Source organism: Bremerella cremea, from assembly GCF_039541315.1.
GTDB classification, from domain to species: Bacteria; Planctomycetota; Planctomycetia; order Pirellulales; family Pirellulaceae; genus Bremerella; species Bremerella cremea.
In genome coordinates this window covers 997128-1021894 of record NZ_BAABFZ010000003.1, presented here as the reverse complement: position 1 = coordinate 1021894, position 24767 = coordinate 997128, and the positions used below count along the sequence as shown (strand labels likewise).

At 54.3% G+C, this 24767-nt stretch carries 15 protein-coding genes; 6 read left to right on the top strand and 9 right to left on the bottom strand.

Features of this window, described 5'->3' with window-relative positions; all coding sequences use genetic code 11:
- Window positions 1–75 precede the first annotated feature (75 nt).
- The 8 genes from ABD890_RS06355 to ABD890_RS06320 form a co-directional block, all read right to left on the bottom strand.
- Complete coding sequence (locus tag ABD890_RS06355) at window positions 76–1881, bottom strand: response regulator (protein ID WP_345087005.1); 1806 nt, start codon at window positions 1879–1881, stop codon at window positions 76–78.
- A gap of 798 nt (window positions 1882–2679) precedes the next feature.
- A complete protein-coding gene (locus tag ABD890_RS06350; RefSeq protein WP_345087003.1) occupies window positions 2680–3576 on the bottom strand; it encodes a response regulator in 897 nt (298 codons plus the stop codon).
- A 208-nt stretch (window positions 3577–3784) separates the two neighbouring features.
- Window positions 3785–7786 (bottom strand): chemotaxis protein CheB, encoded by a 4002-nt coding sequence (locus ABD890_RS06345; RefSeq protein ID WP_345087001.1) that lies wholly within the window; start codon window positions 7784–7786, stop codon window positions 3785–3787.
- A gap of 79 nt (window positions 7787–7865) precedes the next feature.
- On the bottom strand, window positions 7866–10424 hold the full coding sequence (locus tag ABD890_RS06340; RefSeq protein ID WP_345086998.1) for a chemotaxis protein CheB: 2559 nt from the start codon (window positions 10422–10424) through the stop codon (window positions 7866–7868).
- An 11-nt stretch (window positions 10425–10435) separates the two neighbouring features.
- Window positions 10436–13705, bottom strand: coding sequence for a chemotaxis protein CheB (locus ABD890_RS06335; protein ID WP_345086996.1), 3270 nt, complete (start codon window positions 13703–13705; stop codon window positions 10436–10438).
- Window positions 13706–13885: 180 nt separating this feature from the next.
- On the bottom strand, window positions 13886–14650 hold the full coding sequence (locus ABD890_RS06330; RefSeq protein ID WP_345086994.1) for a response regulator: 765 nt from the start codon (window positions 14648–14650) through the stop codon (window positions 13886–13888).
- 305 nt (window positions 14651–14955) lie between these two features.
- The gene (locus ABD890_RS06325; protein WP_345086992.1) at window positions 14956–15390 is read right to left on the bottom strand and encodes a response regulator; all 435 of its coding nucleotides are present in this window, start codon (window positions 15388–15390) and stop codon (window positions 14956–14958) included.
- Window positions 15391–15571: 181 nt separating this feature from the next.
- Window positions 15572–16648 carry a sensor histidine kinase gene (locus ABD890_RS06320; protein ID WP_345086990.1) on the bottom strand — a complete coding sequence of 359 codons (1077 nt, stop codon included), beginning with the start codon at window positions 16646–16648 and terminating at the stop codon, window positions 15572–15574.
- 589 nt (window positions 16649–17237) lie between these two features.
- Between ABD890_RS06320 and ABD890_RS06315 the strand changes: the two genes are divergently transcribed.
- The 3 genes from ABD890_RS06315 to ABD890_RS06305 are packed head-to-tail and all read left to right on the top strand — an operon-like array spanning window position 17238 to window position 20209.
- Window positions 17238–18848 carry a hybrid sensor histidine kinase/response regulator gene (locus ABD890_RS06315; protein WP_345086988.1) on the top strand — a complete coding sequence of 537 codons (1611 nt, stop codon included), beginning with the start codon at window positions 17238–17240 and terminating at the stop codon, window positions 18846–18848.
- 30 nt (window positions 18849–18878) lie between these two features.
- Window positions 18879–19265, top strand: a complete 387-nt coding sequence (locus ABD890_RS06310) for a response regulator (protein WP_345086986.1) — start codon at window positions 18879–18881, stop codon at window positions 19263–19265.
- Between the two features lie 50 nt (window positions 19266–19315).
- A complete protein-coding gene (locus tag ABD890_RS06305; RefSeq protein ID WP_345086984.1) occupies window positions 19316–20209 on the top strand; it encodes a response regulator in 894 nt (297 codons plus the stop codon).
- Window positions 20210–20290: 81 nt separating this feature from the next.
- Here ABD890_RS06305 and ABD890_RS06300 read toward each other — a convergent pair whose 3' ends face one another.
- Entirely contained in the window at window positions 20291–20620 is a 330-nt protein-coding gene (locus ABD890_RS06300; protein ID WP_345086982.1) for an ArsR/SmtB family transcription factor, read from the bottom strand.
- Window positions 20621–21034: 414 nt separating this feature from the next.
- Here ABD890_RS06300 and ABD890_RS06295 point away from each other — a divergent pair, with 414 nt between their 5' ends.
- The 3 genes from ABD890_RS06295 to ABD890_RS06285 all read left to right on the top strand — a co-directional run bounded on the left by ABD890_RS06295 (window position 21035) and on the right by ABD890_RS06285 (window position 24704).
- On the top strand, window positions 21035–21973 hold the full coding sequence (locus tag ABD890_RS06295) for a YybH family protein (RefSeq protein WP_345086980.1): 939 nt from the start codon (window positions 21035–21037) through the stop codon (window positions 21971–21973).
- Between the two features lie 48 nt (window positions 21974–22021).
- Window positions 22022–23752, top strand: coding sequence for a hypothetical protein (locus ABD890_RS06290; protein ID WP_345086978.1), 1731 nt, complete (start codon window positions 22022–22024; stop codon window positions 23750–23752).
- A gap of 61 nt (window positions 23753–23813) precedes the next feature.
- Window positions 23814–24704: an ADP-ribosylglycohydrolase family protein gene (locus ABD890_RS06285; RefSeq protein WP_345086976.1), complete on the top strand. Its 891-nt coding sequence runs from the start codon at window positions 23814–23816 to the stop codon at window positions 24702–24704.
- Window positions 24705–24767: the final 63 nt, after the last annotated feature.

Below are 24767 nucleotides of genomic sequence, written 5' to 3'. Positions count from 1 at the left end.
GGAGCCAAGGGATTAGCCCCGCATCCTCACGGCAACGAAAGATTGAATACGTCTTCGAGATGTGCCCCCCGGACGTTAATTACTTGATTGCATGAGCCTGCTTTCGAGGGTTTCCCGCAGCCGCGACATGTCGGTCGGGATGGTCAGGAATCCATCGATGCTTTCCATTCCATGGTTTTCGAGATCATGGACCTTAAAACGATCCGAAATCGCCACAATCCGCGGGCGGCTGCCGTTGAACTGCGATTGCGGTGCGGACCGAATGCGGTTGGCGATGCCAAAGGCGTCGTGAACCGGAAGGTGACAATCGACCAGGATCAGGTCGTACTTCTTGCGCCCCAGCAAGTACATGACATTGCTACCATCTTTGGCTGTATCGGCCGAGTAGCCCAATTGGCGGAGCTGTTCGACCAGGTACAACTGCAGCACGCGGCTGTCGTGGGCGACCAGGACATGCCCGGCAATTTTCCGCTTCGCCGCACTCCCTTTTCCGTCGGCCAGCTTCAGGAAGTTTGGCCGACGCGTAATTTCCTGATGCGGAGGACTCACGCAGAAATGCGACTCCTTTTCGGGGTACTCGACCGGGAAGCTAATCCAGAATCGCGATCCTTTCCAGCGTTCACTATCGACGCCAATCTCGCCACCGACCAGTCGCGCGATCTGCAAACAAAGTGACAGACCAAGACTTGGGTTTTGCAGAGGAGGCATGGCGCTGAGGTTGCCCTGGGCGAACGCCTTTCGTAGAGCATCAAGCACATCGGGGGGGATGCCAACGCCGGTATCGGCGATGCTGATCCTCATTCTTCCCACGGATTGCCCTGAAGAAATCGTGGTGCCCCGGATCTCGATTTGCCCCTGGGTCGTGAACTTGATGGCGTTCGATAGCAGCAGAATCAGCATCTGCCGGATCTGTTGGCCATCGCAGAAGACGGAGTCGGAGAACTGCGAATCGCAATGCCAGGTCAGGTTCACATTCTTCTGTTGCAGCAAAGGTGAAGCCGTCGCAGCGACTTCGGCAATGATCGCCGACATGTCACAAACAAACGGTTGCAGTTTGGCCCGCCCTGATTCGATCTTGGCAATCTCCGATGCCTCGCGAACCAGCCGCATCAGCATCGCGTTGTTTGCCAGGCTCGCATCGACGCACGCCTTTTGCTGATCGGTCAGGGGAGTTCGCAGCAGATGGTCGTGGATCGAAAGGATCCCTTCCATCGAGGTCCGCATCTCGTGGCAGATGGTAAGCAAGAACTCGCTTTTCGCGCGACTCGCTTGTTCGGCTTCGACAGCCAGCATCGAAACCGCATCTTTACTGAGGTGATTGGAGAGATGGCGGTAATCGACCGTCTCTTCCTGATGCCTCAGCGAATGTATGTTTCGCAGCAGTTCGTTCTCCTCCTTGAGCTGCCGCGAAAATTCCTCCAAGCTTTTCTGCTGCGCGTGCATTTGCTCGAGCAGCGAATTGTGTTGTCGGCGAAAGCGTTCGTGTCGGACCGAGGAATAAACAGCTCGGGCCAAAGTTCCACCAGTATTTTCCTGCTTTAGAAAATAACAATGAGCCCCCCTTTTCATGACCTCTTGTTCCAGGTCGGGGTCGTCCATTCCGGTGATGGCTATGATGGCCATGTGTTTACAAGTCTCGACCAAACGTGAAACGGTTTCCAGTCCTTGGCTATCGGGTAAGCAAAGATCAACCAGGACAATGTCGAATCGTTTTCGAGCGAGATGTTTGCGAGCCATTTCGAGCGTTTCCGCCCGACAAATTTCGATCGGAAATTCACTTTTGGTGAGGTGGCGTTCTATGGCCTCGTAGTCGACATCATCATCCTCCAGCAGCAGAAGGTTGAGTGTCGAGGTATCAGAGATGAGCACTTCATGATTCATGGTTATCTCCCAAGTAAGGTGAGACAAACGCTCGACAACTTCCCCATGCGGTTCGACTCGAGTCGTTCTGAAACTAAGTAACGCAACCGTGCGGGGCTTAGCTTTCAATATTGCTTGGGTGACGAATCACCTTCGCGGACTACGAGAAATCACATAGGCAAGGGCAGACCTGGGCGATACTGCGTAACAGTCAATCGAACCAATCACCATGTCCGACGTATTCCAATAACGAACACGTCAGCAATGAATGCCGAAATCTCCCAAAGGGGATTGGCGATATGCCACGATTTGGATGGAGTGGTTGGCACGACAGAGTATCTCGCAATCAATGCGAAAGTCTGGCTTCCGAGCGCAATTGGAAATCCCTTCACGATCTACTTCGCGTCAGGAGTTCTGTAACTTCATGCTAAGGAGGATTTGGCGTCCTCCCATCGCTGCATTCCATTGCTGTGACGAGCGGTCGGCTGCTCGCATGCCATAAATCAAGATTTGGAGACGAGCTCCAAATAGCCACTACATTTCTTAAGAATTCAAACCTACATCTAGTAGGATTTAAAAGTGGTTTATTGGCAACACCACTTAAGCTCTGAGGACTCCTATCGGCAACTAACTGCGGGAAATCCGAACGAATTTCGTTGCGAGTTTCAGAATAATTCGTTAGTTTGTTAAATAACTCATCGGAAAATGCACGGGAGAACCGGGTCTCAGACTCGGTTCTCCCGGCGACGAGTAGCACAAGAAGCAGTAAGTCCACGTTCCCTTGGACATCTTTCCGCCTTCCCTGCGGTGAACTTCTGGCTACGTGGATCGCTTGGTCGGGTTGGCATCTGGTGGATTGGTCACAATGGCATCGATCGCGCTGATCAAACCTTGTGGGTTGATCGGTTTTGGAAACCAACGATCAATTCCGCCGGCGCCGCTTTCCAGGCCATTCTCTTTGGGTGAAGTGCCGCTAAGGGCAAAAATTCGGGTTGATCGAATTCGGCTGTCGGAGCGAATCATCCGCACGGTGGTCGGCCCATCGCATTCGGGCATTTTCATGTCGACCAGGATGACTTTCGGAGGGCCGTTTATGTCGAGATAGTCCAAGACTTCTCTGCCATTGGCGAATGTGTTCACGCCATATCCGTGAAGCCGCAGGAAATCAGCCAGCATCTCACGTTCATTTGCACTGTCCTCGACTACGAGCACGTTGCCAGTACCGACTACGGCTTTCCGCGAGGGACGCTGCAAGATTTGATTTTCGTCGAGTCGGTCCAGGCAACTCTGCATAATCTGGAAGGCCTCTTCCGCTTCTTCCTCTTGGCCCGACTGGAGCAGTTCACGGTATAAGTGGAGTCCGATGCTGATCTGATGCAGCTCGTTGCGGATGCCGTGACGGATGTCACGTGGCAAGCGGAGAAACTGTCGGCGCACCAATGACGCAGTCGTTTCGTTGCCGTCGATTTCGTCGCGAACAATAGCAATGTCGCGTGGGGCATCGATACCAATTTTCACATGTCCTGAATGGACACGAATGAAGTGAATGGTGATGCCCACCTGAGGGAAAGATATCTTATCTTTCGCGTGGCGCGTAACGACTAACACAACGGTCTCCTTGGCTGCAGCCATGCAGGTGAATGGTGCAGTACGAGGTAAGGAGGCCCATTTCCCGGCTGACAGGAAACTACTTGCCCCAGAGTTCATATTGCGCATGCGCAATACCTGTATGAACTCTTCTAAAAAATCCTCGACTGAGCCGTCCGTTGCGGAAGCGGGCTATCGGCTGCCCGCACGCCTACTGCTTAAACTATCAGCCCAACCCGACCCAGTCAATAAAATTCAATGTGTTTATGCGAAAAGGTAGTGGTATTAATCCCACCCGATCAACATAGGTAATAAACATATACCAGCTTGCAGATCCTCAAGAGGTGAGAGAATCGTCAGGAGCGAGAAATCTTGAGATGGTCGAAGCAAGCTCGCCGGGATCGATTGGCTTGACCAGGTGCATGTCGAAACCTGCCTCAAGGGCCTTACGACGATCCTCTTCCTGGCCATAGCCGGTCACGGCCACCAGCAAGGCGTTGGCACAGCTTGAAACGCGTGCCCGGCGTGCCAGTTCATAGCCATCGATATCGGGCAAACCAATGTCGACGATCGCGACTTGGGGCTGGAATTGTTCGAGGTGCTCCAGGCCTTCCAGACCATTCGCGGCCGTATCGACCTTAAAGCCTTTCAGCTCGAGTGAACGCGACAACATCCGTCGGATTCCATCGCTGTCTTCGATCAATAGCAACCGCGTGCCGGCTGGGATTTTCCGCTGCGTCTCCGCCGTCGTCGCAGGAGGAGCCGTAGTCAGTGGCAAGCGAATCGTAAACTCGCTTCCCATCCCGGTACCATGACTGACAACACTGACCCGGCCACCATGGGCTTCGACGATCATGCGAACCAAGGAAAGTCCAAGGCCCATGCCGCCTTGCGAACGATCGATCGTCTGTTCGGCCTGCACGAATGGTTCGAAGATCTGGTCGGCGATGTCAGGAGGAATTCCATCGCCAGAGTCGCCGACGCGGATCACGACTTCGCTGAGATCTCGGCAGACCGAATAGCGAATCGTACTTCCTTTCGGACTGTACTTGCTGGCATTCACCAGCAAATTGACCTGGGCTTGTTGAAGTCGACCTATATCGCCTTCGACGAACAACGGACAGTCGGGTTGGGTCAGCTCCAACTGCTGTTCGGAGATATCGATCTGGTGTTGAACGCAGTCCACGACGTCCATTACCAACTCGGCAACATCGACCACCTCGGTATGAAGTACGAGCTTGTCGTTGGTGATGCGGGCAACATCCAAAAGGTCATCGAGCAAACGCGAAACGTGATGCAACTGATGTTCGACCACTTCGCGGGCCTCTTGCATGGTCCCTTCGTCGATGTCGGCTTCTTTCAGCAGGCTATTGGCATTCAAGATTGCTGCAAAGGGATTGCGAAGTTCATGCGACAACATGGCCAGGAACTGGTCTCGGCGGCGAACCGCATCCCGGATCTCGTCTTCCGCTTTTCGCAGTTCGGAAATGTCGCGGGCGATGGCCGACGCACCACAGACTTCTTTGGCGGTATCGCGAATGGGGGAAACGTGCAGCGAAACTTCGAGATGATGGCCTTTCCGATGTTTCCAGATCATGCAGTGATCGTTGACCGATTTTCCTGTCATGACTTCGCACAGAAGCGACTGGGCGCTGGGCTCCGATTCGTCAGTCATCAGCATCGCGAAATGCTTACCGATAATCTGGTCCTCGGGATATCCCAGAAGGTCTACGGCCCCACGGTTCCAGGTGCGGATCATGCCATCCAGGTCCAAGCGTATAATCGCGTCGGAAGACTGTTCGACGATTTCCGATAGTTCCGTCAGTTTCTGCTCAGCATTCTTCAAGGTCGTGATATCAATCAACGTCATCACGACGCCATCGACGGTTGACTTCGAGATGTAAGGAAGGATCCGCATCAGGAACCAATGATTGTCCTGTCCACCGACTTCCAATTCGAGTGAGTCTTCCGACTGCAGGACTCGCTCCAGGAGATCCAGTAACGCCAGGTTCTTGACGTTGTGGGTGAAGCTGTCAATGCGGCGGCCGATGTCCTGAGGAATCAAGTTGAATGTCTTGGCAATGCCAGGCGTGAATTTGCGGATCCGGAAGTCGCGATCGAGGAAGACCGTATCGACATCGGTGCTGTTGAGCAGGTTCTCCATGTCGTCGGTCAATTCTGTCAGCTCGGCAATCTTCCGTTGATGCTCGACATTAACCGTATAGAGTTCCTCGTTAACCGAATTTAATTCTTCATTCGTGCTTTGCAGTTCCTCGTTCGAGGCAAGCAGTTCTTCATTGGATGACTGCAACTCCTCGTTGGTGGTCTCCAACTCTTCGATCGACGCCTGAAGGCTTTCTTTCGCGAACTGAAGTTCCGATTCCAACGCCTGAATCTGATCCCACGGAATTCCTTCGACATCGATCGAAGGGATCTGCGTATCGGTCTTTTTAACTTCGTTCGATTGGAAGATGATCAGGTACTCGTGACGACTGGCCGTGCGATTGTAAAAAGGCTTGATTACCAGGCGGATCTCTTCGTCAGGAAAGGCTTTGGTTTGAAGTCCCGCTAGAACCACGGGAGACTGGTCACGGATGGCCCGTTGTAAGGCGGTCAGCAGAGGAACCTTCAAGTCCGGCTGTACCAGCTCGATGATATCGGTCGTAGGGGGACCGTCCTTCATGATCAGGAATTTGCTTCCGCCTGAGAACGTATGCATCAGATCGCGGCTGTCGGTCACCAGGATGCTGGGAGGCATGAATTCTTCCAGCAGCCGATCGTACATCTCCAATTGATGCGAAGCGGTTCCTCGAACAACCGGCAGGTTCGCAGTCGCATTTCGATTGAGGCCCACGATTTGACCAGGAGCGCGCTCCGCAGCCAGGATGCGAACATCACGACGTTTCTGAAAGATGCGCCAATGTTCGTGCAGAACTTCGAACTCACGGCCAAGTTCGCCCAGGGTCTCACTCGGACCGAGCCATAGTTCACCACCTACCTTCAGGGAGAAATGAAACAGCGAAAGCGCCTTCTTTTGCGACTCGGGGCGAAGGTAGATCAACAGATTTCGACAACTAACGAAATCCATCAAGGTGAACGGCGCGTCCCGAATGATGTTGTGGGGAGCGAAGACAATCATCTTTCGCAGGTGAGGCGATACCTGGTATCCCTCGCGGCGTTTGATGAAGTACTTTTCCAGCAACTCCTCCGGGATCTGTTCGACAGATTCCTCGGAATAGTGTCCCCGCGCCGCGATCTCCAGCGATCGCTCGTGGACATCGGTCGCGAAGATACGGACCTGGATCGCGTGAGGATGCTTCTCGAGTTCCTCTGCGATGAACATCGCCAGGGAATAGGCCTCTTGCCCAGTTCCCGCACCTGCAACCCAGAACCGGAGTTCGTTCTGCGGATTCGCTTTGCGGATTAACGGACGAATGACTTCCTTGTGAACCACCTCGAATGCTTCCGGATCACGAAAAAATCGCGTCACGCCGATCAACAGGTCTCGATAAAGCTTCTCGAGTTCCTTATCGTCCTCGTCGAGAAGTCCAATGTAGCGATCGAGATCGTAGATCTCATTGAGCATCAGGCGACGTTCGATGCGGCGAGAAATCGTCCCATCTTTGTAGTGCGAGAAGTCGATCCCAAACCGATTGCGAAGCATCCGGAAAATCGTGTGGACGTTGGCATCGTTGGAAGTCGCACGGCCACGGTGCAATTCATCCTCCAGGACACTAAGCGGTCGCGAGATGAACTCTTGGATCTCGTGCGGCATCTTCTCTGGCGGGAGGACCGTGTCTACAACCCCCGTCTGCGTGGCGGCGTTCGGCATGCCGTTAAACGCCGCGGTATCGCTGTCTTGGGCCAGGATCAAACCTCCGGCGGCATGGATTTCACAGATTCCACGCGAGCCATCGGTTCCGGTTCCTGAAAGAATAATTCCTACCGATCGTCGTCCGCGGTCTTGGGCCAACGAGCGAAGAAACTGATCGATCGGCAGCGACAGGCCGTTCTGCGGTGAACGGTCCGCAATCAATAGCATGCCGTTCGACAAGATCATGTCTTTGCCGGGCGGGATCAGGTAAATATGGTTGGGTTGTACCTGCAGCTTGTGAGTCGCTTGTTGGACCGGAAGCGATGTGTATCGCTTTAGCAGGTGGTCCATCATGCTGGGCTGCTCAGGCGAAAGATGTTGAACGATGACGAATGCAACCGGCAGTTCGCCGTGGACCCCTTTAAAGAATCGCTCGAGTGCTTCGAGACCACCGGCCGAGGCGCCAATGCCCACGACGAAGGGGCCTTCGTTCAAATCTGAAGCCTGCGAGTCATTGTCTTTCACGTTGTGTTGCCCCCAATAAAATTCATTTCAACGTGCGAAACACCTGGTCTGAAAAGGTCAGCGGTTCTATGGGTGAATGCTAGTCGTCTTGCCGTTCTAGCTGGCGATGCAGCGACAAGATCTTGGTGGTATCGATTAACGACAGCACAATACCGTCGACGCCGCGGCTTCCCTCGTAAGGCAACAATCGCATCAAATACGATCCGCCACCACGCGACTCGATGGCTCGTTCGATCGGACGTTTGCTGCGCAAGACCTCTTGAGCTTCTTCCACGAGCTCGACATCTTTCAAGTTATGAGCAATGTGGCTGATAGGGCGTCCCACATCCTGGTCGAGGATATGGAAGGCCGTCTTGGCCTCTGCCGTAAACTTACGGATTCTTAAATCGGTATCGAGAAAGATCGTACCGATCCGCGTGCTCATCAGCAGATGATCCATATCTTCGGTCAACTGCGTTAGCTCCGTAATCTTCTTTTGGTGCTCGGCATTGACCGTGAACAGTTCCTCATTGACCCCGTGCAGTTCTTCGTTGGTGCTTTGCAACTCCTCGTTCGAGGCAACCAATTCTTCGTTGGCGGATTGCAATTCTTCGTTGCTGGTTTCCAGCTCTTCGACAGTCGCTTGTAGAGTTTCTTTGGTGTAATCGAGTTCTCGTTCGAGGCTAGATATTCGCTGGGCTGTTTGATCCGCGGAATCGAACGGGAGAGCTTCGGTGTCTTCCACTGGCTTGGGATCGGCCATCAATTCCAGCGAAACCAGGAACATCTTTTCGTTCCCCTTCAGATAAGGCTCCGCAACGATTCGGTAGAAGCTCTGCTCACTGAGGTTGCGAACGCGGACCCCTTCGAAGACGATTGTGCTACCGCTGGTCGAAGCTTTGTGAAGTGCCGCATTGAGGGCCGTGCGAAGATCGCCTTCCACCATCCGCAGGACGTCAAGCGTTGCCTTGCCTTCCGGCTGAATCAGCAGGCGGCGTGCATCACCAAACGAATGGACCAGTTCCAGGTATTGATTAATCAAAAGGCTGGGGGGCACATACTTGGCCAGCAAGTGATCGTAGACTTCCGGTACCAGAATCGATTTGTCACTTCGGGTCTGGGTGGCGACGAATGATGGTCGGCTGAAAACAACCCGGTTGAGCGGCGGCTGTGGCGAAATCGGACCGGTGTCGGCCAGGCGAACGTTGCGAAGTTTGCGATAGATTCGCCACTGACGATCGATCGGTTCCAGTTCACGTTCCAATTCACCGATACTTTCGCTCGGTCCAAGGAACAACGCCCCGCCGACGTTCAGACCAAAATGAAACAGCGATAAGACGCGTTTCTGAACATCCTGGTTGAAGTAGATCAACACATTGCGGCAACTGATCAAATCGATGCGCGTGAATGGTGGGTCCTTGGTGATGTCGTGTGGTGCGAAAATCACCTTCTGACGCAGATCGTTCGAGATGTGAAACAGGTCGCCAATTCGCGTGAAAAATCGATCGCGGAACTCAATCGGCATTCGTGATACCGAGGCGGACGAGTAGACTCCGGAACTGGCCGTTTCCATCGATGTCTGGTGGACGTCGGAGGCGAATAGCTTCAGATCGACTTTCGAGCCCTGACGTTCGATGCATTCCTGGGCGAGCATCGCCAGCGAATACGCTTCTTCACCGGTGGCGCACCCAGGGACCCAGATTCGCAGTTCTCCCTGCTCGGCAGCGCGTTCGACCAGTTCAGGGAACACCGAATGACGCAGCTTCTGGAATGCTTCGAGATCGCGGAAAAATTGGGTGACTTCAACCAGCAAGTCACGGTACAGCACGTCGAGTTCGCGCGAGTCTCCTTCGACGAGTTTCGAGTACTCCAGCAGCGACGAGCAGCGAGCCAACTTGACGCGACGTTCAATACGACGAACGATTGTCGTCGGCTTGTACATGCTAAAGTCGATTCCATACTGATTGCGGAACAGCTTGAAGATTGTCAGCAGTTCGCTCGATTCGCAGTCGATATCTTCCGGATCACCCTGATCGATAAAGGTGGCTGGACTTTGGATGTATTCTAAAATTCGGGCGGCGATACTATCGGGCGGGCAGATGACATCGGTGATACCGGTACTTAACGCGCTGCGGGGCATACCATCGAACGCGGCGGATTGAATCGACTGCACGACCACCAGGCCGCCCGCTTCGTGAATGTCGAGAATCCCGCGGGATCCATCGCTGCCGGTACCGGAAAGGACGACGGCGATCGCCTTTTCGCGTGCATCTTCTGCCAGCGAGCGAAAGAAAATATCGATGGGCAGATTCAAGCCACCGAGGTCCTGATCGGTCAGGTGGAGGGCACCGCCGGCCAGCTTCATGTTCTTCTTGGGAGGAATCAAATAGATGGCATTGGCCTGAAGCTCCATGCCATCTTCAACGCGAAAGATCTGAATATCGGTTCGACGAGCAAGGAGCTCGTCCATCAGGCTTTTGAAGTCCGGTGAGAGGTGCTGAACAATGACGAATGCCATGCCACTATCTTTAGGCATGTTGTCGAACAAACGCTCCAACGCTTCGAGTCCGCCAGCCGACGCACCAATACCTACGACGTAGGATGGCTTGTTTGCCGGTGCTTCTGGCGAACCATTCTGGCCTTCAACATTATCGTTCATGATTGGTCATCTCATGCACTGCGCCCGTTGGGCGATTCGCCACGGGGTAACTGGACAAAGAACGTGCTCCCGCGTCCCGGGGTCGACTCGATCCAAATCCAACCTCGATGCCGTTCGAGGATGCGTCGACAGAGGGCGAGCCCCAAGCCGATGCCTTCGGCATCTTCTTTGAATCCTAGTCGCTGGAAGATTACAAAGATTCGATCGTAATGTCGGTGTTCGATGCCGATGCCATTGTCGTGAATCGAAAGCAACCAACCTCCATCTCGGACGCGACATCCGATATGAATCTTTGGTGGTATGTCGTTTCGAAACTTGAGCGAATTTCGCAGCAGCTCTTCAAAGCAGGCGATCAACTGAACGCGGTCACCTCGAATCTGCGGCAACGACTCGTAGGTAATCGAGGCTTCTGTTTTCTGGATCAGTTCAGAAAGATTGCCGATGGCAGTTTCCATGACATCTTCCAGCGAGACGGAATTAAATTCGTTGCCATGCGTGTTGACCCGCGAATAGGCCAGCAGCGCCTCGATCATCCGCTGCATTCGCCAAGACGAATTGCGAATGCCGTGGACGTTGGCTTTTGTCTCTTCAATCGAGGGGCTTTCTTCCTCGAAGCGATCAAGGAACTCTTGGATGTGCCGCAACGGTGCCTGCAAATCGTGCGAGACCGCGTAGGCGAACTGCTGCAGCTCTCGCTGATTGATCGCCAGGTCTTCTTCGGCACGCTCGACGAGGCTGGTTGCCGCTTTGACCGCCGTGATGTCGTCGAAGGTGAGTACCAGTCCATCGGACGTCCCCGCCTCGTTGAAGTAGGGGCGAATTCGCTTCAGGAATGAACGGCCATCACGACTGCGAACTTCCTTTTCGATCGCTTCCCCGGTCGAGATGACCCGATCCAGATCGGACAGAAGATCCGTACTCACCAGGTTATAGCTGATGTGCTGGATGGGACGCCCGATGTCATGTTCGACGACATTGAACGCGGAAGCAATCGCCGGCGTGAACTTGCGAATCCGCAAATCGTTGTCGAGGAAGATTGTTCCGATATCGGTGTTTTCGAGCAGGTTGTCGAGGTCGTTAGTCAACGCCGTCAACTCGTCGATCTTGCGCTGGTACTCGGAGTTCACCGTGTACAGCTCTTCATTGACGCTGTGCAGTTCCTCGTTCGTGCTCTGCAGTTCTTCGTTCGAGGCGATCAACTCTTCGTTGGTCGATTGCAGCTCTTCGTTGCTGGTTTCCAGCTCTTCCACCGTCGTCTGCAGCGATTGACGCGTATGATCGAGTTCGCGTTCCAGTTCTTCGACACGGCCGACTCGTTCTTCGGAAAACTCGACCGAGTTCTTCAATTCTACTCCGACCGTCGCTTCTGGAAGCTGTTCTTCCAGGCAAATCAGGAATAGCTTTCGCGTTCCTTTGAAGTAAGGTTCGACGCGGACGTCGAGTCGCTTCATTCCAAGTGGTGTCGCCGAATTGACCCCTTTGAAGGTGACCGATTCTTCTTTCTGGTTCGCCCGATGTAAAGCGGCCGTCAATGCGGTCTGCAGGTCGCCGTCGACCATTCGCGAAACATCGAGCGTGGTTCGCCCCGGAGGTTGAACCAGCATCTTGCGGGCGTCGCCGAAGGTATGCACCAGTTCGTAAAATTCGTTCACCAGCAAGCTGGGCGGCACATATTTGGCGAGCAGGTCTTCGTAAGCTCCTGGCAGAAACCAGGCGTCTTCAACTTTGGTGTTTCCGTTGCCAATGGTTGAGCGACCTTGCGAGATCGCCGCGGGTGGTGGGTTAAGGGGCATGCGAGCCGACTCAGGCAGACGAATGTCGCGCAGCTTGCGATAGATTCGCCAATGCTGATCAACGACCTCGAATTCCTTCGATAGCGTGCCGACTGTTTCGCTCGGGCCAAGCATCAACGTTCCACCGACTCGTAAACCAAAGTGGAACATCGCCAGGATGCGGCGTTGAATCTCTGGTTCGAGATAGATCAGGACGTTGCGGCAACTGAGCAGGTTGATTCGTGTGAAGGGAGGATCGCGCGTCAGGTCGTGCCGAGCGAACACTACCATGCGGCGAATTTCAGGCTTCACGTGATAAAAGTCGCCATGCTGCGTGAAGTACTTCTCGCGAAACCGCCCCGGGACATTCTCCATTGTCTTCGGCGCGAAGACAGCGGAGCTGGCGATCTCCATCGACTTTTGATGAACATCGCTGGCGAAGATCTTTACATTGACCGAACGTTGCATCCGATCGGCTTCGTCATGCAGCAGCATCGCGATCGAGTATGCTTCTTCCCCTGTTGCACAGCCGGAGATCCAGACGCGGATCTCGTCGTCACTGGGACACTCAGCGACCATCTTGGGGATGACATCGGTTTCCAGGCGACGGAACGCTTCTGGGTCGCGGAAGAACTGTGTGACTTCGACCAGCAGGTCTCGATACAACAGATCGAGCTCTTCGGTGTTGGTCGCCAACTTATCAAGATAAGACGACAGCTCGGTGGCTTGCGACAACTGCATCCGGCGTTCAATCCGCCGCTGGATGGTTGCCGCCTTGTAGTGCGCGAAGTCGATTCCGAAGCGTTGACGGAACAACCGAAACAACGCCTCGAGTTCCCCTTCTGCCGGATCGGAAGGATCTTCTACCTGACCACGTTTGAATTGTTCAGGATCGTTGACGTATTCCAGGATCTTGGAAGGCATTGTCTGGGGACGGCAGACCACGTCGGCAGTCCCGGTCGAAGCGGCAGCGCGGGGCATGCCGTCGAAGGCGGCTGACTCGTTGTCTTGAATAACGACCAGGCCACCAGCGCTATGGATATGTCGAATGCCGCGCGATCCATCTGAGCCGGTTCCGGAAAGCACCACACCGATAGCTCGGTTACCGAGATCTTTCGCCAGCGACTTGAAGAAGACGTCGATCGGCAGCTTCATCCCCATGTCTGGCTCGTGCTTGGTGAGCCGCAGGATGCCGTCTTCGATCGTGATATCGTGCTTTGGTTTCAGAAGATAGATGGCGTTGGGTTGCACGCGCATCCCATCTTCTACACGGAAGATCTGAATTTGGGTGTGTCGAGCCAAGAGCTGATCCATCAGGCTCTTGAAATCGGGGGAAAGATGCTGGACCACCACGAACGCGACACCGCTGATCGTTGGGGTGTGGTCGAAAAAGAGTTCAAGAGATTCAAGGCCACCTGCCGAGGCTCCAATACCTACGACGTAAAATGGCTCAGCGGACGAGGAAAGCTCATCGTGAGGTTGCTCGTCCGAGGTACTGTCAGCGCACATTCAATATTGCCTTAATAGCGAATTATTTTCGCTTTCTTATGTTAGCAATAGAATATCCGCTTCCTATTCAGAACTCCACATGTCACTGTCGTAAGATCGTGAATACCAAGGAAATTATCGCGGTCTGATCTGCGATGATTGCCTATGGTGGAGAACCTCGGAATAGGCGAACTTTGAGGGTTAGTTCAAAACCGTTTGGCCGAGGTTATTCCCGCTGAGCATCTCTTCGACCAGCCGAGCCGGGTTAAGAGGCTTCTGAAACCAGCGATCACAGCCACCTGGCCCAACTTCGACGCCATATTCAATGGGGTGAATTCCGCTAACCGCGAAGACCTTGATGTCTTCAAAGCGAGCGTTGCGTCGGATCTCGCGAACGGTCCAGCCGCCGTTGAATTTCGGCATATTCATGTCCAGCAGGACAACATCTGGAAGTTGATTGCTGCTGAGATATTCAATCGCCGCGGCACCATTAGGGACCGAATCAACCTCAAAGTCTTTCAGCTTGAGAAAGCTGGCCAGAAGCCTGGCTTCGTTCTCGTTGTCATCGACCACCAAGGCACGCCGGACTTGTTTGTTTGTTGGAATACCCACCGGTGGCAGACAACTGGCGACCTGGGCTTCCAGGACTTCCAACTCGCGGAGGATCCGGGTCAGCAAGGCGAAAACGTGATCGGAATCGGTGATTTCGGCGGCCAGTTGCACCTTTTCCAGGGCATGGATCGCGGTTTGAAGCTGCTGGTTAATGGGAGAGAGCTCGACGGGCTTCTGATTACGTGGCAGCCCACTGAAGTCGTCTGGTGGCAGTTCGTGGCGACGAACGGCAATCTCGCGGGGGGCGTCGATACCGAGTCGAACCCGAGATTTCGAAAGTTGCAGCACCTTGATACTGACCCCGAGGCCAGGGAATTCGATCGATTCGTTGGGGCTACGAGAGAGAACGAGCATAGCTTGGTTTCCTTTCCTGTCGAATACTTTCGGGTATCGTCCTACCCGAACTCGCAGAATTACCGTATGGAACGTCACGAAGCAGCCTGGTATGCCAGGATGACCGTCTCAAAGACAGCTGCTTTCATGACAAGAGCGTGACGTCCAGTCGAACCGGTTGGAAAACCTGCCGGGAATCACTTCCCCGCATCTCGTCGTTAATATGTGCGAGATGTTCTACAGATCGTTTGAGAATAACTCAAGGTGGAACTAAAGGTCCCTTTTGAAAATTTTGGAAAAATCTTCGAATTCGGGTGCTAGCCTGGCTACCGTTCCGGTGGAAATTCGATATATCGCCAATACAGCTTCAGCATGTTGAGGTGTTCGATGAATGGCTCACCGAACTTGCCTTTTTTCAAATAGCCAGCAACGTGCTTTTCATAGGCCTGTAGCACATCGCGATCGTCGTCTGAAGTCGAAAGAACGAAGACGATACTGTCGTGCAGCTTCGAGTCGTCTCGCAGTTCATGCAGGAACTCGATGCCATTCATTCGTGGCATATTGAGGTCCAGCAGGATCAAATAAGGCCGTAATAGCCGACCTTCTGCTGTTTCTCCGCGCAAAATCTCAAGCGCTTCGATTCCGTCGCGTGCCCTGACCATTGGGTTGGCAATGCGCTGCTTATCGATGGCACGGCGAATGACGTCCGCATCGACATCGTCGTCATCGACGAGCAGAATTTGTACCTGATGGGAAACCATGCCGACTCCAGTGATGAAAAAGGGGTGCTCTCGCTTGCGATATCGTTGCAGAGCCGAGGGAGCAACGGCAAGAGGGGATGAATGTATAGTTGCGTACTATTTGTTTATCGGAAACCTATTTCTTCCGATGGGCGATTCTATTGCCATTTGCGCGAAGCTCGCATGGTATCTGCGCAAGTGTTCACGAAGTCGCGACAGTATCTGGGAACGAAACATACAGAGTCGTTCCCTCGCCCAGCTTCGATTTTGCCCAGATCTTGCCTTGGTGTTGGTCGACAATCTTGCGACAAGTTGCCAGGCCAATGCCAGATCCCTCGAATTCCCGCTGAGAATGTAAACGCTTAAAGGGAGCGAAAATCGTGTCGACGTCTTTCTCTGCGATTCCTATACCATTATCGGCGATTTCGATTGTCCACTGCGAGGATTCATGAATCGCACTGATACGGATTTCGGGAACTCGCTTATCCCTAAACTTGATCGCGTTGGAGATCAGGTTCTGAAACAGCAGGTTCAGCATGACTTCATCCCCCATGATCGAGGGCATTTCGCCTACGGTGACCTGCGCATTGGCTTCCTTAATGACGACTTCCAGGTTTTGTAGCGCCGCTGCGACGACTTGTTTAAGGGAAACTTCGCGTAGCGGTGTTTCGGAAGAGCCATGCCGGGCATAGTCAATCAAGTTCTTCACCAGCGATTGCAGACGCGTCGCATTGGTGGCGATCATCTCCAAGTGCATCGTCGATTTCTCATTCAACGAGCCTTCCAGGTCTTCCTGCAAAAACTCGGAGAGCTGCGTGATCCGCCGCAGGGGAGCTTGCAGGTCATGGGCCGCCATGTGGGCGAAGTCTCGCAGTTCTTTCTGCTGAGCTAAAAGATTCTTGGCAAGCGTCACTTTCTCGATCGCGTTGTGCAAGGCTCGGTGGACCGTCTCGGCGGTCAGGGCGTCTTTCACCAGATAATCCTGGGCACCAAGCTTCAGCCCTTCGACCGCAACTTGCTCGTTGCCGTAGCCTGAAATGGCAATGATTGGCACGTCCATTTGCAGCTCGCGAATACGTCGCAAGACGCTCCAATCAGCGGAATCTTCCAGGCGATAATCGAGGAAGAGACAGTCGTATTCATGGTTCTGGAGAAGTCGAAGAGCTTCCGCGCCACTCGAGGCAAAGCTTACCTCGAATCCTTCTGGACAAGCTTGCCCCAACATCGCTTTGAGAACTCGCGCATCCGCGGCGCTGTCGTCGATTATCAGAAAGTGCATAGGGTCTCGGAGTAATGAGGATAGAGGATGCACGGTGCCTCGGTCTTGTGGCCAAGGACATCTTCCGTGTGTCAGCAACCTGGCCAGTTACTCACTTCTCTAGAGCATATCGCTTCCCCCATCGGTAAGAAACAATTGAATCGTCGAAACCGGAATCATTTGCTGGTGAATTAATCACATCAAGCGAAAAGGTTCTCATCGAAGGGATCTACCATGGGCGTTATCACGTCTAGAAATCATGGGCGCTAATTGTCCCCACTTGTGGTCGTCCGGCGACCATACAGACTAAGGAAATTCGTTGTTATGTGACGGGTCTGACGGTTGCTGGGCCCTCTCAGGCAAGTTTGCCGTGCGCAAATCCGCAAAGTCTCTTCGGCAAACTTCGACCAGATGAAAGCGGCGTAGGGTGTAGGTAGAGGCATTCATTGCAGGCAACCAATCCCAATACCATCTTGGGAAACAAGCCAGTTTACTTACCGTCTCACACGGACGCCTGCAAGCAATCCAATCATGAGATCGACGAGCTTTTCACAGGCTCGTTTCAAAGGGCGATTTTCCTTCTGACAACGATCTCGATGTGAAAAGGGGCATGGCAATGGATTTGGAAAATCGAGTCTTTCATTTACTCGTGTTGGAAGACGATATCGCTGATCAGGAAATGATTGAACGACACTTTGTTCGTTCGCGTTATACCTTTCAACTCACTTGGGCCACCAAATTGGCCGCGGCGTTGGCCCACCTGAAAGAGCAGGCATTTGACGCGATTGTCGCCGACGTCAATGTGCCGGATAGCTCCGGTGTCGACACGGTCTCGCGCCTTCGCGAACACGCTGGAACCTCTGCCATCTTTGTATTAACGGCGATGGAAGACCGGGACGTCGAAGACGAAATCTTCAATGCTGGTGCTCAGGACTATCGTGCGAAAGAGGAACTTTCTGACAACTCGCTGGGGCGTGCCGTGGTGTATGCCATCCAGCGGCAAGAGCAAGTCAATCAAAACAAACGTCTGGTGCGTCGACTGAAACGCAATCGCATGCAGATGAACCTGCAGGCCCAGCAGCTTAAGCGAAAGAATCGCCGTCTATCGAAGCTCTATCGCACCACGCGCGAGTTTGTCGACAATGTGTCGCACGACCTTCGCACGCCATTGACGGTGATCAAAGACTACGTTTCGATCGTCCGTGACGGCATGGCTGGTCCGATCGGAGACGAGCAAAAGAAACTGCTCGGCAAAGTCGCGATTCGAGCCGACGACTTGAATCACATGGTCGACGACATCCTCGACGCCAGCAAGCTGGAGGCAGGTTTGCTAGGGGCATGGCGTCGCACGGCGAGCGTAGCCCAGATCATCGATCATGCCTCCTGCGGATTACGCGAGCGCGCTTCGATTAAAGGGGTGGAACTGGTAATCGATTGCCCGCAGAATCTGCCCGAGGCATATTGCGACTGCGAGAAAGCGGTCCGTGTGATCAACAACCTGGCGATCAATGCGATCAAGCATTCCAATGCCGGGCAATCCGTGACGATCTGGGCGAAATATTGCCCGATCGAAGGGGAGATCAGCATTGGCATCACCGACCATGGACCGGGGATCGAACCGGAGTCACTAAAGTGCATCTTCGACCGGTTCGAGCAATTGGACGACAACGTATCGACGACCGTGCAGGGATTCGGGCTGGGACTGAACATCGCCCAACGGCTGACGCTCATCAACCTCGGCAAGCTGAGTGTCGAAAGCAAAGTGGGTGAGGGGAGTACGTTCTCGTTCACCGTTCCGTTGGCCGATCCATCGGAAGTTTTCTCGCGTTGGCTTGATATCCGCAGCGAGTCAAACGTCCCGCTGAAGGCGATTGAAATTGCCATCGGCGATACGGTTTCCGACAACGATGCCGACGACTTCGATCGCTTTGCGAACTGTTTGCTGCGTCGACAAGATATCTTGTTCCGGGTTTCCAAACGCCATTGGCTGTTGGTGTTGGCAATTCCTGAGAATGACATGATGCACTGGGAAGAGCGTGCCCAGCGCGACTTCGTGCGGTTCAATCGCAACCGTCCGCAAGGACCGCTGCCAGGCTTCACCCGGCGAGTGGTGCGGCAATGGGCGTCGAAGAGTTCGGCTCGCAAGATCCTGGGCGATTTCGATCATATTCTGCGTGAAGAATTTGAAATGCCGGAGTATCACCAGTTAGCCGCTCACTAGATTTGAATCTCTTTCATGGGGCAAACAGAGATGGATGATTCAAGAAAAATTCTGATCGTCGATGACGAACACGACATTCGCGAAGGAGTTTCTTACCGACTTCGAGCTGCCGGCTACGCGACGCTTTCGGCTGAGAATGGCGTCGAGGGAATTGCGTCGGCCCGGTTGCATCGACCCGATGCGATTTTGCTGGATGTTCAGATGCCGGAGAAAGATGGCATCGAGACCTTACGAGAAATGCGACGAGACGCGGAGATCAGCTACATCCCGATTGTCATGCTATCGGCCAGTTTGCGTGACGAACTCCGGGCCTTGGATGCTGGTGCCCGCTTCTTTGTGCAAAAGCCTTACGACGGATCGCAACTACTTTCCGCATTGGAAGCTGCCCTTACACCTGTCTTGGTTGGAAGCAACTGACCTTCGATTCTCCCCCCCGCCGATTGACCCACCTTGAGGAGACACCCACGATGAAATCGATCCTGATTGCGGACGATAACAGCGATGTCGTCGACATTTTGAAGCGACGATGTGAGAAACTCGGACTGAGCGTCGTGACCGCCGACAACGCGATGGAAGCTTTGAAGCTGGCCGACTCCGTTCATCCTGAAGCGATCATTCTCGACATCCACATGCCGCAGGGAAATGGCCTGACGGTGGCCGAGATGCTGTCCAACCATGAACAACTGCACTCTGTTCCGGTCATTATTTTAACCGGTAGCTCGTCGGAAGAGATTATCAAACGATGTCATCAGCTTTGTGCCTATTACATTCCCAAATCAACTGATATCTGGCGTCACATCGAGCCAGTCTTGTGTGAACTTTTAGAAATCAACGAGGATCCGATGGACATTCCTGAAATGCCGAGTGATCAGAAGCTTTCCGAGTCGCTGGCAATCCTGGACCGCGTGTTTGCAATCCTGGGTGTCGAAGCCAACGACAGCCCTCAGCCTGCAGAAGGAAGCGAGCCCGTCGTCGAACAAAACACCCCGTGGGTGCTGACGATCGAAGACGACGAAGACGTTGCCATGGCGCTGAAGATGCGGCTGAAAGAAGTCGGTATCATCGCCGTGCATGCCGCGGAAGGAACGGCCGGCTATCGCAGTGCGTTCATGTCGGCGCCGAGTGCGATCATCCTCGATTACGAACTGCCACGCGGCAACGGCGACTACGTCTTGCGACGTCTGAAAGAATCGCCCGTCACCAGTTCGATCCCGGTCATTGTGTTGACTGGCCGCAAGGAGCCATTCATCGAACGGCAGATGCGAAGCATGGGGGCGAACGCCTTCTTCACCAAGCCATTCCAGTGGGGACGGATCAAGCAAACGCTCGAAGATCTATTGCCGGCTGGCATGGTGCACTAACTTGGGGGCTGCTTTCCGAGTGGCTTGGAAACGGGCCACTCGGAGAGCACTACAAGTCGTGGCTGATACGCGAGCACGAAACTAGTTCCGCAGGTCGATCCGGCAGCAACCGAAGTCGAGCGAAGAGCCAGCCGCACGCGATTTCTTTTGGAAGTCGCAGTTCAACTGGTAATAGATGTGTCGACCTTCGCGCTGGGTACTGACCAGGTCGGCATGAAACAGCACCCGCAAGTGATGCGAGACGTTGGCCATCTCCATCTCAAGCAGCAGTGCCAGGTCAGAGACGCTCAACGGACCAGCCTGCAACGCTTTGACAATTTGCAGCCGAATCGGGTCGCCCAGGGCTTTCAGGTAGGTGGCGCATTCGGAGACGTCGGGAACGTCTGCCGAATGTTCGTTTTCCGTGGTCATCACCGTCCCTTAGCAGCCCAGCGTCGTGTCTTATGCATTCTTAAAGCTCAAGCTTCATTATTCTCGCTGACTTGGGGACCCGCAAGGTGAAGTCCCCCGGCCGGACCAGGCCCCGCTCGCCTCGGTTGTAGGGCGATTTCGTCGCGATTCTTTGCGCAGCAAACGAATCTGACGCCTACGATCCGACTGTCCGATCGACGAATATGGAGGAGGTAATAACGATTTTAGCCCGTGAACTGCCTTGTTTTCTCGGAGATTTCTTCTTCGGTTTGCTTGACTTTCGCAACTTCGGTGAAGTCATCATTTCTTTACCCCTCTTTGTTGCAGTGGCAAAAAATTGACTTCTATAATTCAGGGAGGCATCTCCGCCTCAGGGGCTTAGCAAACTACTTTATCAGGTCGGGGTACCGTCGGATGAAATTGTTTTCCTGGGGGCAAACCGCCCGTTGCTTCGGTGCGCTGTTGGCGTGCTGCTGGGCCATGAGCTTGGCGAATGTAAGTCATGCCGAAGACCCGGCTTCGCCAGCGAGCGAGCTGGAAACAAACCTGAAGGCATCGCTCGATCAACTTCAAGCCGCTTTCAACGCACACGATGCCCAAGCTGTTGCTTCGTTCTGGGAGCAGGAAGGCATTCATCGCCAGGCAACCACCGGCGATCAAATCAAGGGACGCGACGCGATTCTGAAGGCGTACACGGAACTGTTTCAAAGCGACCCGAACGCCAAGCTGATTATTACTCTCAATGCGGTTCGAGAAGTTTCGCCCACGGTGGCCGACGTGAAGTGCTCGACCCAGTTGATGCACTCGGACCGCAGCATCAGCTACTCGAAGTTCTCGGCTCTGCTGGTCAAGCAGGGCGATAAATGGCTGCTGGATCATGTCGAAGAATTCGACGTCGTTCTGCCGGTCGAAACAGCTGCCGGTGCACTCTCGAAGCTGGGCTGGATGGTTGGTGTCTGGGGCGACAACGTCCAAGGTGCCCATGTCAGCAGCAAGGTGCATTGGGCCAGCGGCGGCAACTTTCTGATTCGCGAATACAAGATGGTGACCCCACAAGGGATTGCCGGAGCCGGGACCCAGGTCATTGGCTGGGATGGCGAACACGATGTGATTCGTTGCTGGCAGTTCGATGGCGATGGCAGCTTCGGCGAAGGTACCTGGCAGGAGACGAGCCAAAACATCTGGCATTGCCCGATGGTCGTCAAACTGACCGATGGCCGTCGTGCCGCGTTCACCCAGGTCATCGAACGCGTCTCGGACAAAGAACTCAAGCTGACGATCGTGAATATGGAAGTGGATGGCTTGTCCCTTCCCAACGTGGGACCAGATCGCCTGGTTCGACAGGGCAACTAGTGCCCCGCTTCCATCCATTCAACGAGACAGAATTCAAGAGACTTTCCCATGAAACGTAATCTCTTTCAGTTGTGCCTGGCAGCGGTTGCTGCGGTATGCCTTCCTATTTCCGCCTATGCAGTTGGCTTCCATGCCGGCGGTATCGCAGGCGGTTTTCATCCTGGTGGCATGGGAGGCGGATTTCACGCACCTGGCCCGATCGGTGGTACTGGATTAAATCTGGCCCACGGAGCTAACTTTGGCGGGTCTGCCATTGGCGGCCTGGGTGGCGGAATCAGCGCCGGCGACTTTGGTGGTGGTAACTTCGGTGGCGGTGGCGTGCATCTTCCCAATGGCGGTGTCAACCTTCCATCGAACGACTTCCGCGGCCAGTTTGGCGGGGCAAGCTTTCCGAACATATTGCCTAACGGTAACGACTACACAGGCTTCACCGGCGATCACGCGAGCATGCCGGCGATCAGCCCACACTATCCAAACCACACCGGGCCTTCGTCCGGCGACATCCAGAGTTTTCTGGGACTTCATCGTGGCGATAGCCCGTTGATTAGCGATCCCCAGTGGCCTTCGCATTCGCCAGACGTCGCCAGCAAAGTCCAGGGACAGCTTGGCAACGTGTTGGGTCCAGGTAGCGACGGTGGCTCGAAAATGGCGGACTGGCTGGACAACAATCCAGACCGAGCGCAACACTTGCAGAACTGGGCCGGCGAAGCACAGCGTCTGGGTTATTACGGTGGCCAGACCTGGGGTGATCACGATCATCCAGCCAACAACGGAGAACTGCAAAAGTGGCTGGGAACCAATGGTCCTACGCCGGGCAATGGTTCGAAGCCTGGCAACGGCGACTTCCTACAGAATCATCCCAACGTCGACAACAAGATCGGCAACTATACCAACGTTCCAGGCAGCAACTTCTGGAACAACCACCCCAACCTGCAAGACAAGGTGCATAACTTCACCAACAATGGCGGCGACCACAAGCCGCAGAACTGGTTGAACGATCACCCGCAAGTGCAGCAGAAGATCCAGGATCACTTCGACTGGAAGCAACCTGGCAGTGACTGGTGGAGCCACAATCACCCGAATCTCGGTCCGTGGTACTACCAACACGACTGGAATCATCACGACTGGTGGTATTGGTGGGGCGGGGCGACCTGGGGACGGATGACTTCGTGGTTCCCTTATTGGGGCTGGGGAGCACCGGTTTACTACGACTACGGACCTGGCGGCAACGTTGTTTATCAAGACAACTCCGTGTACGTGAATGGTCAAGACGTCGGAACGCAGGCAGAATACGCCCAGTCGGCCTCTCAGTTGGCCGATACCAGCGGCGTAGATCCATCGACCAGCAGCGACTCGCAATCGAACGATTCGCAGTCTGGCGATTCGGCGAACCAGGAGCAGTTCCTGCCACTGGGAACGTTCACGATTTCGACCAGCGAGCAAGATCCTTCGACCAATCGTGTGATTCAGCTTGCCGTCAATCATGAAGGCCTCATCAGCGGTACGTACTACAACACGTCGACCAACAAGACTTACCTGGTGCAAGGTCGAGTCGACAAGAAGACGCAGCGTTGTGCGTTCACCGTGGGGGATAACACCAGCACGGTCTTCGAGACCGGCATCTATAACCTCACCAAGAACGAGGTTCCGGTGTTGGTCCACTTCAGCACGACCCGAACAGAGCATTACCTGTTTATTCGCATGAATCCGCCGAAGGACGCCGATAAACAGGATAGCGACTCTGGCTCGGACTCGAAGCAAGAAGGTCTGCCGTTCTAATTACGTCAGGGCCAATCGCTGTAGAAGTGGTTGGCCCTGATCTATTTCTTGGATCGATTACGTGGCGAAGCTTTCACGCACACAACGAATCGCCGGCTGTCTGCTGACCGGTGCCTTGGGGGACGCGATTGCGGCTCCCTACGAGACCTTTCCGCCTGGGCAGACCCTGGACGTTGGAAAGCAGCTTCGCACGACCGACGACACGCAACTGACGTTGGCTACCTGTGAAGCGATCGTAGCTCAGTCCGCGGTCGATCCGGCGGCTATTGCCAAGGCGATGCTGCACTGGTTTCAGGAAGGAAGAGTGCGGGGGATTGGTTCCAGCACATTGAAGTCAATGCGCGATCTTACCGTCGGGGTGCACTGGGCCGATGCTGGTTCTACCGGCGAACGCTCTGCTGGCAATGGTGCCGCGATGCGAATTGCTCCGTTGGCCTTTCTGTTAGATCCAGGCGACACCAGGCAGCGAACGCTCATTCGCGACGTCTGTTGGATCACGCATCATAACGACGAGGCTTACATTGGTGCCTTGGCCATCGTATACGCGATTCAATTTGTCACCGCCGAAGATGCCGACGAACCCGATTTAATCACCAAGATAGCCGAACGGTTGCCTGACTCGAATGTCCGTGATCGGCTGCGGGAAGTGGCGAACGGCGTTTCGTATCTCGACTACGCTCAGGCCCATCTCCCGACCGGCTACGTGGTCGACTCGGTGCCGGCCGCGATCTTGGCGGCGACGCAGTACGCCGATCCGTTGGTCATGTTTCGCGACATCGTCACCGGCGGAGGCGATGTCGACACGGTCGCTTCGATGGCGGGACAGATCCTCGGTGCAGAGCAGGGGATTGTGCCTTCGGTGGCGGAGCTTCTACCGGCAGTTGACTTATATGAAGAGATCAAAACGATCGCGGCACGTTTCGCCGAGAGTCGACTAGATTCTGACGATTAGATTCGATAAGTTGGCACCCACATCTTTTCTGTGCTCATCTTTTCTTTGCGCGGGGGCCGTGGC

Coding starts and splice junctions, on each gene's coding strand:
- ABD890_RS06355 (WP_345087005.1), bottom strand. CDS start 1,881: ATGAATCATGAAGTGCTCATCTCTGATACCTCGACACTCAACCTTCTG.
- ABD890_RS06350 (WP_345087003.1), bottom strand. CDS start 3,576: ATGCGCAATATGAACTCTGGGGCAAGTAGTTTCCTGTCAGCCGGGAAA.
- ABD890_RS06340 (WP_345086998.1), bottom strand. CDS start 10,424: ATGAACGATAATGTTGAAGGCCAGAATGGTTCGCCAGAAGCACCGGCA.
- ABD890_RS06335 (WP_345086996.1), bottom strand. CDS start 13,705: ATGTGCGCTGACAGTACCTCGGACGAGCAACCTCACGATGAGCTTTCC.
- ABD890_RS06330 (WP_345086994.1), bottom strand. CDS start 14,650: ATGCTCGTTCTCTCTCGTAGCCCCAACGAATCGATCGAATTCCCTGGC.
- ABD890_RS06325 (WP_345086992.1), bottom strand. CDS start 15,390: ATGGTTTCCCATCAGGTACAAATTCTGCTCGTCGATGACGACGATGTC.
- ABD890_RS06320 (WP_345086990.1), bottom strand. CDS start 16,648: ATGCACTTTCTGATAATCGACGACAGCGCCGCGGATGCGCGAGTTCTC.
- ABD890_RS06315 (WP_345086988.1), top strand. CDS start 17,238: ATGGCAATGGATTTGGAAAATCGAGTCTTTCATTTACTCGTGTTGGAA.
- ABD890_RS06310 (WP_345086986.1), top strand. CDS start 18,879: ATGGATGATTCAAGAAAAATTCTGATCGTCGATGACGAACACGACATT.
- ABD890_RS06305 (WP_345086984.1), top strand. CDS start 19,316: ATGAAATCGATCCTGATTGCGGACGATAACAGCGATGTCGTCGACATT.
- ABD890_RS06300 (WP_345086982.1), bottom strand. CDS start 20,620: ATGACCACGGAAAACGAACATTCGGCAGACGTTCCCGACGTCTCCGAA.
- ABD890_RS06295 (WP_345086980.1), top strand. CDS start 21,035: ATGAAATTGTTTTCCTGGGGGCAAACCGCCCGTTGCTTCGGTGCGCTG.
- ABD890_RS06290 (WP_345086978.1), top strand. CDS start 22,022: ATGAAACGTAATCTCTTTCAGTTGTGCCTGGCAGCGGTTGCTGCGGTA.